A 14,381-nucleotide genomic window follows, 5' to 3' on the forward strand; every position below is an offset into this window, starting at 1 on the left:
GTCTTATTCGTGGCAGGCCGATGTTCAACCACAGCGCAGCGGCAGTTGAACGCCGCTTGACGTCCTATAACGTCGCTGGCGAGGATGGCGGCCCATAGGGTACGGCATATTTTCTTTTGACCCGGACGGGCCGTGCCGATTTTCGCTCGGCCGGCGCAGAGAGCTGAGGGCCGATGACCGCCGAGCCGCAGGAATTGACGTCCGCCCAATTAGGTCTCTGGTACGCCCAGGAGGTCGCGGGGGACTCCGGACTTTACAATGTCGGCGAATATCTGGAGTTCGCCGGCCTGGACGCCGGGCTGCTGGTGGCCGCGCTGCGCCACGTCCTGGCCCGCACCGACGCCTACCGGCTCCGGTTCGACGTGGCCGACGGGATACCCCGCCAGCGGGTCGACCCCGCGGCCGGGCTCCCGGTCCACGTCGCCGATCTGTCGGGCGAGCCCGACCCGTTCGCGGCGGCGACGGCCTGGATGCGGGCCGACTTCGAGCGCCCCGTCGACCTGGCGAACGGCCCCCTGTACGGCTGCGCCGTGTTCGACCTCGGCGACGGCCGGGTGATCTGGCACCACCGGCCGCATCACCTCATCCTCGACGGCCACGGGGTCGCCACCGTGGCCGGGCGGGTCGCCGAGACGTACACCGCGCTGCTGGCCGGCGCGGAGCCGCCCGGTTTCCCCACCCTGCCCGTGGCGGCGCTGGCCGCCGCCGACCGTGCCTACCGCGACTCGCCCGACCAGGCGCTCGACCGGCGGTTCTGGCTCGACGTCCTGGCCGGGGCCGAGGAGCGGCCCGCCGACGACGAGCCGCATCCCGGCATCCGCCTGCGCGCCACGACCGACCTCGACCCCGGGCGGACCGGGCCGCTCAAGGACGCGGCCCGGCGGCTGAGGACCAGCCTCGCCGGGCTGGTCGTGGCCGCCGCCGCCCTCCACCACCACCGGGCCACCGGCGCCCGCGACGTCGTGCTCGGGCTGCCCGTGCTCGGCCGGGCCGGGCGGGAGGAACGGCTGGTCCCGGGGGTCACCACGAACGTGATGCCGCTCAGGCTGACCCTCGCACCGGGCATGACGGTGGCCGAACTCGTGCAGCGGACGGGAGAGGCGATCAAGGCCGGAGTGCGGCACCAGCGCTACCGCCACGAAGACCTGGCCAGGGACCTCGGCCACGCCGCGCTGTTCGACCTGAACGTCAACATGCTCGGCTACGACTACCCGGCCTTCGGCCCGAGCGTGCCGAGGGTCCGCAACCACACCATCGGCCCGGTCAGGAACCAGCAGATCAACGTGTACGACCGCGGTCCCGGCGTCGGCCTGGAGATCAGCGCCGACCTCAACGGCCGCCGCTTCGGCCCCGGCGCGCCCGACCGCGTCCTCGACCGGTTCGTGCGGGTGCTGACCTGGCTGGCCGCCGCGGCGCCGGAGGAGCGGATCGGCCGCGTCCGCCTCAACGGGGGAGCGGTCGCCCTGGAGGAGGCCCGCCCGGTGCCGGGGGCGACGGCGCCGGAGCTGTTCCACGCCCAGGTCGACCGCGCCCCGGACGCCCCGGCGGTCGTCTCCGACGCGGGCACGCTCTCCTACGCCGACCTCGACGCCCGCGCCAACCGGCTCGCCAACCACCTGTCGGCCTCCGGGGTGCGCCGGGAGTCGGTCGTGGCGGTCGTCATGAACCGGGGCGCCGACCTGGTCGCCTCGCTGCTGGCGGTGGTGAAGGCGGGGGCGGCGTACCTGCCGATCGATCCCCGGCAGCCGCTGGAGCGCACCGCGCGCATGCTCGCCGACAGCGGCGCGGTCGCGCTGCTGACCGAGTCGGCCGTCCTCGACGACCTGCCGGTACGCGGCGTGCTGCCGATCGCCCTCGACGACCCGGCCACGGCGGCGGCCGTCGCGGCCCGCCCGGCGGACCGGCCGGACGTCACGGCCGAGCTCACCGGGCTGGCGTACGTGATCTTCACCTCCGGCTCGACCGGCCGTCCCAAGGGCGTGGCGCTGTCGCACACCGGGGTCGCCGGGCTGGTCGCCACCCAGGCCGCCCGGCTCGGCGCCGGCCCCGGAGCACGGGTGCTCCAGTTCGCCTCGATCGGCTTCGACGCGGCGACCTGGGAGATGCTGATGGCGCTCTGCACCGGCGCGGCGCTCGTCGTGGCCCCCGCCGACGAACTGCTGCCCGGACGCGGCCTCGAAGAGGTCCTCGACCGCCACGCCGTCACCCACGCGACGCTGCCCCCGGCCGTGCTGGCCGCGCTCGACCCCGCCGACCTGCCCGGCGTGCGCACGCTGGTGTCGGCCGGGGAGGCGCTCACCCCCGACCTGCTGTCGCGGTGGGCGCCCGGACGGGAACTCGTCAACGCCTACGGCCCGACCGAGACGACCGTCTGCGCCACCATGTCGGCGCCGCTGGTCGCGGGCGGCGTGCCCCGCATCGGCACCCCGGTCGCCGGTTCGCGCCTCCGCGTCCTGGACGACTTCCTCGAACCGGTCGCCGCCGGGGTGACCGGCGAACTCTACGTGGCCGGCACCAGCCTGGCCCGCGGCTACCTGGCGGCCCCCGGGCCGACCGCCGAACGGTTCGTCGCCGCGCCCGGCGGCGAGCGCATGTACCGGACCGGCGACCTGGTCAGGTGGACCCCGGAGACGGGCCTGGTCTTCGCGGGCCGGGCCGACGACCAGCTGAAGATCCGCGGCCTGCGGATCGAACCGGGGGAGATCGAGGCGGCGCTGACCGCCCACCCCGGCGTCGACCAGGCCGCGGTGGTCGCCAGGGAGGCCGAGTCGGGGGACCGGCAGCTGGTCGCGTACGTGACCGGTGACGACCCCGGCGACCCGAGGGCGTTCGTGGCGGAGCGGCTGCCCGCGCACATGGTGCCCGCGGTGGTGGTCGTGCTGCCCGAGTTCCCGCTGACCCGCAGCGGCAAGGTCGACCGGGCCGCGCTGCCGGCGCCGGTGCGCGGCGCCGGGCCGGGGCGGGCGGCGACCCTGGAGGAGGAGCTGCTCTGCGGCGTCTTCGCCGAGGTGCTCGGCGTCGAATCGGTCGGTCCCGACGACGGCTTCTTCGAACTCGGCGGCCACTCGCTGCTGGCCACCCGGGTCATCTCGCGGGTCCGCGCCGCGTTCGGGGTCCACCTGGAGATCCGCGACCTGTTCGCCGCCCCCACCCCGGCCGGGCTCGCCGCCCGCCTGGGCGCGTCCGCCGCGCCCGCCCGGCCGCCGCTCGCCGCCCGCGAGCGCCCCGAACGGCTGCCGCTGTCCTTCTCGCAGCGGCGGCTCTGGTTCCTGGAACGGCTGGAGGGGCGCGGGGCGACGTACAACGCGCCGATCGTGCTCCGCCTGACCGGCGAGCTCGACCGCGACGCCCTCCGCCTGGCCTTCCGCGACGTGGTCGACCGGCACGAGAGCCTGCGGACGGTCTTCCCCGTCGAGGACGGCCACCCCTGGCAGCGGGTGCTCGACGTGGACGACGCCCGCTGGGAACCGGTCTTCGAGCGGGTCGCGCCCGACGGGGTCGCCGAGGCCGTCGCCCGGGCCGCCTCCTACGCCTTCGACCTGTCGGCCGAGCCCGCGATGCGGACGTGGTTGTTCGGGGTCGGCTCCCGGGAGCACGTGCTGGTCGTGCTGGTGCACCACATCACCGGCGACGGCTGGTCCATGGGCCCGCTCGCCCGCGACCTCTCGGAGGCCTACGCCGCTCGGGCTCTGGGCCGGGCGCCGCGCTGGCGTCCGCTCAAGGTCCAGTACGCCGACTACACCCTGTGGCAGCACGACCTGCTCAGCGAACGGCTGCTGTCCGAGCAGGTCGCCCACTGGCGCGACGCGCTGGCGGGCGCGCCGGAGGAGCTGCCGCTGCCCGTCGACCGCCCGCGCGGCGAGGTGGCCGGGCACCGCGGCCACGACGTGCCGCTCGACGTGCCCGCCGAGGTGCACGCGCGGATCGCCCGGCTGGCCCGCGCCGAGGGCGTGACCACGTTCATGGTCCTGCACGCCGCGCTGGCCGTGGCGCTGTCGCGGTCGGGGGCCGGGGAGGACGTCCCGATCGGGTCGGCCGTGGCGGGCCGCGCCGACGACGCGCTCGACGACCTCGTCGGCTGCTTCGTGAACACGCTGGTGATCCGGACCGACCTGAGCGGCGACCCGGCGTTCACCGAGGTGCTGGCCCGCGTGCGGGAGGTGACGCTGGGCGCCTTCGCCCACCAGGACGTGCCGTTCGAGCGGCTCGTCGAGGAGCTCGCCCCGGTCCGGTCGGCCGCCCGCAACCCGCTCTTCCAGGTCGTCCTCACCATGCAGGACGCCGGTGACGTACGGCTCGACCTGCCTGGGATCGCCGTGGAGACGGTGCCGGGAGCACGACCGGGGGTGAAGTTCGACCTCGACGTCATGGTGGCGGAGACCTTCGACGAGCGGTCGCGCCCGGCCGGTCTGACCGGCGCGGTGACCGCGTCGGCCGACCTGTTCGACCCCGCCACGGCGCGGTCGCTGACCGAGCGGTTCCTGCGGGTGCTCGACACGGTGACCGCCACGCCGGGCGTCCGGCTGAGCGAGGTCGATCCGCTCGACGCCGCCGAGCGCGAGCGAACCCTCGTCACCTGGAACGACACTCCGTTCCCCGCGAACCCGGCGAGCGTGCCCGAGCGGTTCTGGGACCGGGCCGCGCGCACCCCGGAGGCCGTCGCGGTCGTCTCCGGCGACGAGCGCCTCTCGTACGCCGCCCTGGCCGCCCGCGCCGAGGGCATGGCCCGCCGCCTGACCGAGTGGGGGATCGGGGCCGAGTCGGTGGTCGCGCTCGGCCTGCCGCCCGGACCCGGCATGATCGCGGCCATCCTGGGCGTGTGGCGGGCCGGGGCCGCCTACCTGCCCCTCGACGTGCGGCAGCCGGTCGACCGGGTCGCCTTCCAGCTCCGCGACAGCCGCGCCGTGCTGCTCGTCGCGCCGCGCGAGGACATCAGCGACCTCCCGGCGGGACGCACGCGGATCGTCGCGGCGGAGGACCTGCTCGTGCCGGAACCGGACACGGCGCCCTTCGCCGGGGTGGAGCCGCGCGGGCTGGCGTACGTCATCTACACCTCGGGCTCGACCGGCCGGCCCAAGGGCGTGGCCGTCACCCACGGCGCGCTCGCGGCCTACTTCGCGACCGTGCCCGACCGGCTCGGCTGGTCGGTCCCCGGCGACCGCTACGCCCTCCTCCAGCCGCAGGTCACCGACCTGGGCAACACGACGCTGTTCGGCGCGCTGGTCACCGGCGGCGAGGTGCACGTGCTCGACCCCGACAGCGTGCTCGACCCGGCCGAGGTCCGTCGCTACCTGGCCGACCACCGGATCGACCACCTCAAGGCGGTGCCGTCGCACCTGGCCGCCCTCTCGGCGATGCCGGCCCGCACGCTGGTGCTCGGCGGCGAGGCGGCCCCGCCCGGCTGGGTGGCCGGGCTGCTGGCCCAGGCGGGCGACCGCGAGGTGCACAACCACTACGGCCCGACCGAGACCACGATCGGCGTCACGACCACCCGGCTCACCGCAGGCGACGTGGCGGCGGGCCGGGTCCCGATGGGCTCCCCGATCGGCGGCGCGCGCGTGTACGTCCTGGACGACCGCCTGCGCCCGGTCCCCGTCGGCGTCACCGGCGAACTGTACGTCGCGGGCGAGGGCCTGGCCCGGGGCTACGTGAACCGGCCCGGCCTGACCGCCGAACGCTTCGTCGCCTGCCCGTACGGCCCCGCCGGTCGCATGTACCGCACCGGCGACCGGGCCCGCTGGGGCGCCGACGGACGCCTGGCCTTCGCGGGCCGGGCCGACGACCAGGTGAAGATCCGCGGCCACCGGGTCGAGCCCGCCGAGGTGCAGGCCGCGCTCGCCACCCACCCCGAGCTCGGTCAGGCGGCCGTCGTCGCCCGCCACGACGCGCCGGGGGAGACCCGCCTGGTCGCCTACGTCGCCCCGGGCGAACGCGGCGAGCCCGACGGCCTGGCCGGCCGGGTCGTCGACCACCTGTCCGCTCGCCTGCCCGCCCACATGGTTCCGTCGGCCGTCGTCGTGCTGGACGAACTGCCGCTGACCGGCAACGGGAAGCTCGACCGCGCCGCGCTGCCCGCGCCCGGCCACGCGACCGGACCGGGCGAGGGGCGGGGCCCGGCGACCGTGCAGGAGGAGATCCTCTGCGCCGCCTTCGCCCGCGTGCTCCGCCTCGACGCCGTCGGGCCCGACGACGACTTCTTCACCCTGGGCGGCAACTCCCTGACGGCCGTCACCCTGGTCGAGGACCTGCGGGCGCGCGGCGTCTCGGTGTCCGTACGCGCCCTGTTCCTGACCCCGACCCCGGCCGAGCTCGCCGCGGTCGCCGGGCCGGAACCGGTCGAGGTGCCGCCCAACCGCATCCCCGACGGCGCCCGCGAGATCACCCCCGGCATGCTCACCCTCGTCGACCTCGACCCGGAGGAGATCGCCCGGGTCGTCGCCACCGTGGACGGCGGCGCGGCCAACGTCAAGGACGTCTACCCGCTCGTCCCGCTCCAGGAGGGCATGCTCTTCCACCACCTCACCGACGACGCCGACGTCTACCTCCGTTCGGTGGTGCTGGAGTTCGACACCCGGGACCGGCTCGACGCCTTCTTCGGCGCGCTGCAACGTGTGGTCGACCGCCACGACGTCTACCGGACCGCCGTGGTCTCCGAAGGGCTGCGCGAGCCGGTCCAGGTGGTCTGGCGGCGGGCGGTCATCCCGATCGAGGACGTCACCGGCGAACTCGGGGGAGCCGAGCGGCTGCCGCTCGACCGGGCCCCGCTCATGGGCGTGCAGGTGAAGGCCGGCGGGGAGGGGCCGGTGCGGGCCCTGCTGCGCATCCATCACATGGTGGGCGACCACACCACCGTCGGCCTGCTGCTCGACGAGGTGCGCGCCTTCCTCGCGGGCCGGGGCGACGCGCTGCCCGAGCCGCTGCCGTTCCGCAACCTGGTCGCCCAGGCCCGGCTCGGGACGCCCGCCGCCGAGCACGAACGCCACTTCGCCGCCCTGCTCGGCGACGTCACCGAGACCACCGCGCCCTACGGGCTGGTCGACGTGCGCGGCGACGGCGGCGGCCTGTCGCGGGCGGGCGGCCCGGTCGACGGCGCCCTGGCCGACCGGGTCCGGGCCGCCGCCAGACGTCTCGGCACGAGCCCGGCGACCGTCTTCCATCTGGCGTGGGCGCGCGTGCTGGCGACCCTCTCGGGACGCGACGACGTCGTGTTCGGCACCGTGCTCACCGGCCGTCTCAACGGCGGCGCGGGCGCCGACCGGGTGCCCGGCCTGTTCCTCAACACGCTGCCCCTGCGGGTCAGGGCCGGCGACCGGACCGTGGCCGAGGCGCTGGCGGAGGTCCGGAGCGGCCTGGCCGACCTGCTCGACCACGAGCACGCGCCGCTCGCGCTGGCCCAGAAGGCGGCCGGGATCGCCTCGGGCGGCCCGCTGTTCACCTCGATCCTCAACTACCAGCACGAACAGCACCTCAAGGAGTCGGTCCCGGTCCTCGACGGCGTCACCGTCCGCGCCACCACCGAGCGCACCAACTATCCGGTGACGCTGATCGTGCGCGACACCGGCGCCGACTTCGTGGTGACCGTCGACGCGCGCACCCCGGCCGATCCGGCCCGCGTCCACGCCCTGCTGCGCACCTGCCTCCAGAACCTGACCGGCGCGCTGGCCGCCGACCCCGCCCGGCCGTTCCTCTCCGTGGACGTCCTCGACCCCGAGGAGCGGCGACGGGTGGTCGGCGACTGGAACCGGACCGCCGCGGCCGGGCCCGTGCCGACCGTGCCGGAGGCGTTCGCCGCGCAGGCGGCCCGCGCCCCCGGCGCCGTCGCCGTCGTCTGCGGCCCCGATCAGGTGCGCTACGGCGACCTGGACGAGCGCGCCAACCGGCTGGCCCGTCACCTGCGCTCCCTCGGGGTCGGCCCCGAGTCGGTGGTGGGCCTGTGCCTGCCGCGCGGCCTCGACATGGTCGCCGCGATGCTGGCCGTTTGGAAGGCGGGCGGCGCCTACGTGCCGCTCGACCCGGCCCACCCGGTGTCCCGGACCGCCGCCGTGCTCGCCGACAGCCGGGCCGGGGTGCTCGTGGGGTCGGCCGACGTCCTCGACGAGATGCCGGTCACCCGCCGGGTCCGCCTGGTCGCGATCGATGACCCCGCCGTGGCCGCCCAGCCCGCCACTCCGCTGGGCCTGGTCCCCGACCCCGGATGGCCGGCCTACGTGATCTACACCTCCGGCTCGACCGGCCGCCCGAAGGGCGTCGCCGTCACCCACGGCAACCTGGCGAACTACGCCGCCCACGTGCCGCCCCGCCTGGGCCTGGGCGAAGAGGGCGCCCGCTACGCGCTGCTCCAGCCGCTCGTCACCGACCTGGGCAACACGCTGGTCCTCGCGGCGCTGACCACGGGCGGCGTGCTGCACGTCCTGGACCCCGACACCGTCACCGACCCCGTGGCGGTCGCCGGCTACCTGGCCCGCCACCGGATCGACCACGTGAAGATGGTGCCCTCCCACCTGGCCGCACTCGGCTCGGCGGGCGACCTGACGTGGCTGCTGCCCCAGGGCTCCCTCGTCCTGGGCGGCGAGGCGGCCGAGCCCGGCTGGGCCCGGCGCCTGGTGGAGGCCGCCGGGGACCTGCCGGTCCACAACCACTACGGCCCGACCGAGACCACGATCGGCGTCGTCACCGGCCGCCTCGCCGCCGACGGCGCCGTTCCGATCGGCACTCCCGTGCCCAACACGGCCGCCTACGTCCTCGACGACGCGCTGCGTCCCGTCCCGGCCGGCGTCGAGGGCGAGCTCTACGTCGCCGGCGCGCAGCTCGCCCGCGGCTATGCCGGACGGCCGGGCCTGACCGCCGAACGCTTCGTGGCCAGCCCGTTCGGGTCGGGCACCCGCGTCTACCGCACCGGCGACCGCGCCCGCTGGACCACCGGAGGAGTGCTGGAGCACCGGGGCCGGGCCGACGACCAGGTCAAGATCCGCGGCCACCGGGTCGAGCCCGGCGAGGTGCGGGCCGTGCTCGCCGCGCACCCCGCCGTGGCGCAGGCGGCCGTCGTCGCCCGCCCCGACCCGGCCGGGGACCTGTCCCTGGTCGCGTACGTGGTGCCCACCGGCGCCGACCCCGGACTCGTGCGCGGCCTGCGGGACTTCACCGCCGAGAACCTGCCCCGGCACATGGTGCCCTCCGCCGTCGTCCTGGTGGACCACCTGCCGCTCACCGGCAACGGCAAGCTCGACCGCGCCGCCCTGCCGGAGCCCGAACGGGTCACCGCCGACACCGGCCCCCGCCCGTCGAGCGCCCGCGAGGAGGCGCTGTGCGCCGCGTTCGCGGAGATCCTGGGCCTGCCGTCGGTCGGCGTCGACGACGACTTCTTCGCCCTGGGCGGCCACTCGCTCCTGGCCACCCGCCTGGTCAGCCGGGTCAGGGTGACGCTCGGCGAGGAGATCCCGATCCAGGAGCTGTTCGACCGGCCGACCCCCGCCGCCCTCGCGGCGTGGCTGGCGACCGGCGACCGGGCCGACGAACGGCCCCGGCTGCGGCCGATGCGCCAGCCCGCCCGCTGACACGCGAAAGCCCGTCCCCCACGATCGGGGGACGGGCTTCCGTCTGCTGGTCAGGCCTCGGGGGCGGGATACTTCTGGGTGCAGGTCGCGTACGCGGCCCGCAGCTTCTCGGGCGACTCGGCGGCGCCCTCCTCAAGGGTGAGGTTGTTCTCGCCCGGCTTGGGATCCTTCGCGGCTATGCCCTGCTCGCGCAGGCACGCCGCCATCTTCAGCGCGTGTTCCACCACCCCGGCGGGCGGCGCCTGGTCGGCGACGAGGGGCGGGGCGAACCGCTCACACGCCGCGCGGGCCGCGAGTTCCTTCGGGTCGTTCGGGTCGGCGGTCTGGCCGCCGCCGATCGCCGGTCCGCCGTTGGGGTCGGGGACGGGCACCTGAACGCCGTACTCCTTCATGCACTCGGCGTACTTCACCATCTTGTCGCGGTCGGCCTGGGACATCGACCGTCCGGTGAGCTCGTCTCCGCAGCCGGCGAGCCCGAGCGTGGACACGGCCAGGACCGCCGCCGCGAGCATCAGTCTCCTCATGCCCTGAGGATCGCGAACCGGGGGTTTCGGCACGGTGACCGCCAACGTTAACCCTCTCCTTATCCGGCCGGGCCGGGTCAGTCGGTGTCGGGGACGGCCCAGCGCAGGCCGTCGCCCGAGGGCACCAGCCCTCCGGGGAACATCGGCGCGTCGGCGCCCACGCCGAGGATGGCCCGGGTCTGCTCCTGCGTGCCCTGCTCCATCGCCTGGCGCACGACCGACGACTTGAACAGCGGCTTCATGTCGCCGCCCTCCTCGGGGCCGGACAACTCGCCGACCGCGTCGGCGAACTCGGCCGACCGCTTCTTGAACCGCAGCGCCACCGACTCGGCGTCGCTCAGGTCGAACTCCTCGGCCGAGATCCCGGCGACCAGCTCGACGAACGACTCCAGCTCGCCGCGTGTGCTGGAGGTGACCTTCTTCGCCTGCCAGAAGTAGGAGTCCTCGTCGACGTGCATGTCGTAGAACGACATCAGAAACTCGTAGAAGACGCTGTACTCGCGGCGGTAGCGGTTCTCGAACTCGGAGAAGGCCGCCGTCTCGCCGATCTCGCCCGCCAGCACGCTGTTGATCGAGCGGGCCGCCAGCAGGGCGCTGTAGGTGGCCAGGTGGACGCCCGAGGAGAAGACCGGGTCGACGAAGCAGGCCGCGTCGCCGACGAGCACCATGCCCGGCTTCCAGAACTTCGTGTTCGTGTACGAGTAGTCCTTACGGACCCGCAGCTTGCCGTACTCGCCGGTGGTGACCCGGGTGGCGTCCTTCAGGTACTCGCTGATCAGCGGCGACTCGGCGACGAGCTTCATCAGCGCGGTCTCGGGGTCGCCCTGGATCTTGTCGGCGTCCTCGCGGCGCACGACCGCGCCCACGCTGGTCAGCGTGTCGCTCAGCGGGATGTACCAGAACCAGCCGCTGCCGAACGCCACCGACAGGATGTTGCCCGACCGCGGCGCGGGCAGGCGCTTGCCGTTCTCGAAGTAGCCGAACAGCGCCAGGCTGCGGAAGAAGTCGGAGTACTCGCGGGTGCCGCCGACGTGGCGGTGGAGGCGGCCGGTGTTGCCCGAGGCGTCCACGACGTAGCGGGCGCCGGCCTGGCGGACGGTCCCGTCGGCGTCGGTGTAGGTGACGCCGACGACCTTCCCGTCGTCCTCGACCACGTCGTTGACCGCGCAGCGCTCCCGGACCTCGACGCCTTTCCTCCGCGCGTTGTCGAGCAGGATCTGGTCGAACTTCATGCGCTCGACCTGATAGGCGTAGGAGGTGCTGCCCGCGGTTTTCCTGGAGACCGAGAACGAGAAAGTCCAGGGTTCGTCGCGGGCGCCCCAGCGGAATGTGCCGCCGAGCTTGTGGGTGAATCCGGCCTTCGCCAGCTCGTCGGTCACGCCGATGAGACGGCAGACGCCGTGCACCGTCGACGGTAGCAGGGACTCACCGATCTGGTAACGCGGGAACGACTCCTTCTCGAGGATCAGCACCCGATGCCCGGCCATTGCCACGAGCGTGGCCAGGGTCGAACCGCCGGGGCCGCCGCCCACGACGACGACATCGAATTCCTCTTGATTTACGCTGGTCATTCACGGCCGCCTTCCGAATTTGGGCAATCGCCGATGAAGATAATGCTCTCCACTTCCTTCGCCCGCCAAATGCGCGGCCCTTTTCCATGGAATGGTGACCATGCCGACGGCGCCGATACCGCCAATTCCCGCCCACCAGCTTCTGCTATTCCTCCTCCAGGTCGGCGGACTGCTGCTGCTCGCGTTCGTGCTGGGCCGCCTCGCCCGGCGGGTCGGGCTGCCGCCCCTGGTCGGCGAACTGTGCGCCGGCGTGCTCGTCGGGCCCTCGGTGCTGCTGCACGTCGCCCCGGCCGTCAGCGAGTGGCTGCTGCCGCGCGACCCCGGTCAGCAGTACATGCTGGACGCCGTCGGCCAGTTCGGCGTGCTGCTGCTCATCGCGCTGACCGGCGTGCACATGGACTTCGGGCTGGTGCGGCGGCGCGGCGGCGACGCGCTGCGGATCTCGGTGGCCGGGATCGCGGTGCCGCTGGCGGCGGGGGTGGGGCTCGGCCTGGCGCTGCCCGGCTCGCTCGTCCCCGACACCGCCGACCGGCCCACGTTCGCGCTGTTCATGGGGGTCGCGATGGGGGTCAGCGCGATCCCGGTGATCGCCCGGACGCTGATGGACATGAAGTTGCTGCACCGCAACGTGGGCCAGCTCATCCTCTGCGCGGTCATGGTCGACGACATCGTCGGCTGGATGCTGCTGTCGGTGGTCGCGGCCATGGCCACGACCGGCGTGGGCGCGGGCGACGTCGTGCTGCCGATCGTCTGGCTGACGGTGGTCCTGCTCGGCGCCGGGCTGGCCCGCCGTCCCGTCGCCGCCCTGCTGCGGGCCGCGCAGCGGTCGCCGGGGAACGGGACGCTCGTCACCGTCGTCGTGCTGATGACGCTGCTGGCGGCCGCCGCCACCCACGCGATGGGCCTGGAGGCGGTGTTCGGCGCGTTCGTGGCCGGCATCGTGATCAGCAGGTCGGACGCGCTCGACCGGGAGCGCATCGCCCCGCTCCAGACCATGGTGGCCGCGGTACTGGCGCCGGTCTTCTTCGCCACCGCCGGGCTGCGGATGGACCTCACCGCGCTCGCCGACCCGGTCGTGCTGCTCACCGGGCTCGGGGTGCTCGCCGTCGCCGTCGTCGGAAAGTTCGCCGGCGCCTACCTAGGGGCCCGGCTCAGCAGGCTGAACCACTGGGAGGGGCTCGCGCTCGGCGCCGGCATGAACGCCCGCGGCGTCATCGAGGTGATCATCGCGATGGTGGGGCTGCGGCTCGGCGTGCTCGGGCCCGAGATGTACACGATCATCGTGCTGGTGGCGATCGCGACCTCGCTGATGGCCCCGCCGATCCTGCGCACGGCGATGTCCCGGATCGAGCACACCGCCGAGGAACGGCTGCGCGCCCAGGCCTTCGGCGTCGACGACGGCTCGGGCTCCCGGGCCGTCTAGGACGGCACCCCCGACATCGCCACCAGCACCCGGCGGGTGCCCTCGAACGGCCGCCGCCCGTGCGCCAGCAGCACGTTGTCGATGAGCAGCACGTCGCCGTCGCGCCAGTCGACGTCCACGGCGGCGGCCAGCCCGCGCTCCTGGATCTGCTCGACGTGGGAGTCGGGCACCGGCGTGCCGTCGGCGAAGGTCACGTACTGGGGGAACTCCTCGGGCGGGAGGATGTCGTACAGCTCCGCCGAGGTCTCGTCGCCGAGGCCGGCCGGGTGCCACTGGTCGGCCTGGTTGAACCAGACCTCGGCTCCCGTCACCGGATGGCGCGTGGTCGCCGGACGGAGCTGCACCACCCGCAGCCCGTCGGGGCCCCACTCCCACTCGGCCCCCGACTCGCGGAGGAAGTCCTCGACCACGCCCCGGTCGGCCGTCTCGAAGGTGTCCTGCCAGCTCTTGCCGAAGCCGAACCCGTCGTGGAGGTTCTGCACGTAGCGGACGCCGCCCGCGAACGCCTCCCTGACCTGCGGGTCCAGCGAGGCCAGCCACCGCTCCCCGTCGACGACCGGGGTCGCGCCGCCGCGCTCGGCCGCCTTCTCGCAGTAGAACGCCAGCCGGGTGGGCCAGCGGTGGGCGTAGCTGAGCTCGTTGTGCATGGAGATCGTGTACTGCTGCGGATACTCGGTCGAGGTGTAGACGTTCCCGCCGACGCGCGTGCGCGGGGAGTTCCCGTGCACGTACGCGAGCCGGTCGGGCACCAGCCGGTCGAACACCGCGCCGACCGAGCCGGGGGTCACGCCGAAGCCGCGGAAGACCAGGCCCCGGCGTTCGGTGAGCAGGGTGGTTAGCTTGTCGGGGCCGAGGTCGTCGAGCCACCCGACCAGGTCGGGCGTGCCCGTCTCCTCGACGGTGATCTCGTGGGGGCGCCAGTCGCCGTTCATCGCGGTCGTCCCTTCGCTGCCGGGGAAAAGGAGAAAGCCGGCGGCCAGATGGCCGCCGGCCGGGAACAACGGGCTCGGTCGCTATTTCTGTTTCATCGACTCGATGAGGCTCTTCGGCCTCATGTCGGTCCACGACTTCTCGATGTATTCGAGACACTCGTCCCGCGACGCCTCCCCGAAAACGGTGGTCCAGCCGTCGGGCACGTCGATGAAAACCGGCCAGAGGGAATGCTGGTTCTCGTCGTTCACCAGGACCAGATAACTCGCGTCGGGATCTTCGAACGGATTCGGCACCGGACCGTCCTCACTTGTCGGCGAAAAAGGCGATGCGCTATTCGCGTCGCAGCGGGACCCACCATCGCACGCGCCGCGAGGCC

The 14,381-nt window shown here is 74.1% G+C and carries 6 protein-coding genes; 2 read left to right on the forward strand and 4 right to left on the reverse strand.

The genetic code is table 11. The annotated features are described in order from the left end of the window. The first annotated feature begins 173 nt into the window (after positions 1-173). Complete coding sequence (locus GT755_RS35050; protein ID WP_161483860.1) at positions 174-9,554, forward strand: non-ribosomal peptide synthetase; 9,381 nt, start codon at positions 174-176, stop codon at positions 9,552-9,554. Positions 9,555-9,604: 50 nt separating this feature from the next. Here the strand turns inward: GT755_RS35050 and GT755_RS35055 are convergent, their stop codons facing one another. Continuing rightward, positions 9,605-10,078, reverse strand: a complete 474-nt coding sequence (locus GT755_RS35055) for a hypothetical protein (RefSeq protein ID WP_161483861.1) — start codon at positions 10,076-10,078, stop codon at positions 9,605-9,607. Between the two features lie 77 nt (positions 10,079-10,155). Then, a complete protein-coding gene (locus GT755_RS35060) occupies positions 10,156-11,649 on the reverse strand; it encodes a tryptophan 7-halogenase (protein ID WP_161483862.1) in 1,494 nt (497 codons plus the stop codon). Positions 11,650-11,749: 100 nt separating this feature from the next. Here GT755_RS35060 and GT755_RS35065 point away from each other — a divergent pair, with 100 nt between their 5' ends. Then, the gene (locus GT755_RS35065; protein WP_235968113.1) at positions 11,750-13,072 is read left to right on the forward strand and encodes a cation:proton antiporter; all 1,323 of its coding nucleotides are present in this window, start codon (positions 11,750-11,752) and stop codon (positions 13,070-13,072) included. Here GT755_RS35065 and GT755_RS35070 read toward each other — a convergent pair. Next, positions 13,069-14,004 (reverse strand): TauD/TfdA family dioxygenase, encoded by a 936-nt coding sequence (locus GT755_RS35070; protein ID WP_161483864.1) that lies wholly within the window; start codon positions 14,002-14,004, stop codon positions 13,069-13,071. The two genes, GT755_RS35065 and GT755_RS35070, sit on opposite strands and share 4 nt — an antisense overlap. Before the next feature lie 81 nt (positions 14,005-14,085). Next, positions 14,086-14,298 (reverse strand): MbtH family protein, encoded by a 213-nt coding sequence (locus GT755_RS40245; RefSeq protein WP_030455519.1) that lies wholly within the window; start codon positions 14,296-14,298, stop codon positions 14,086-14,088. Between the last annotated feature and the right edge of the window lie 83 nt (positions 14,299-14,381).

Origin of the sequence: Herbidospora solisilvae (genome assembly GCF_009901565.1) — a bacterium.
GTDB classification, from domain to species: domain Bacteria; phylum Actinomycetota; class Actinomycetes; order Streptosporangiales; family Streptosporangiaceae; genus Herbidospora; species Herbidospora solisilvae.

Coding starts and splice junctions, on each gene's coding strand:
- GT755_RS35050 (WP_161483860.1), top strand. CDS start 174: ATGACCGCCGAGCCGCAGGAATTGACGTCCGCCCAATTAGGTCTCTGG.
- GT755_RS35055 (WP_161483861.1), bottom strand. CDS start 10,078: ATGAGGAGACTGATGCTCGCGGCGGCGGTCCTGGCCGTGTCCACGCTC.
- GT755_RS35060 (WP_161483862.1), bottom strand. CDS start 11,649: ATGACCAGCGTAAATCAAGAGGAATTCGATGTCGTCGTCGTGGGCGGC.
- GT755_RS35065 (WP_235968113.1), top strand. CDS start 11,750: ATGCCGACGGCGCCGATACCGCCAATTCCCGCCCACCAGCTTCTGCTA.
- GT755_RS35070 (WP_161483864.1), bottom strand. CDS start 14,004: ATGAACGGCGACTGGCGCCCCCACGAGATCACCGTCGAGGAGACGGGC.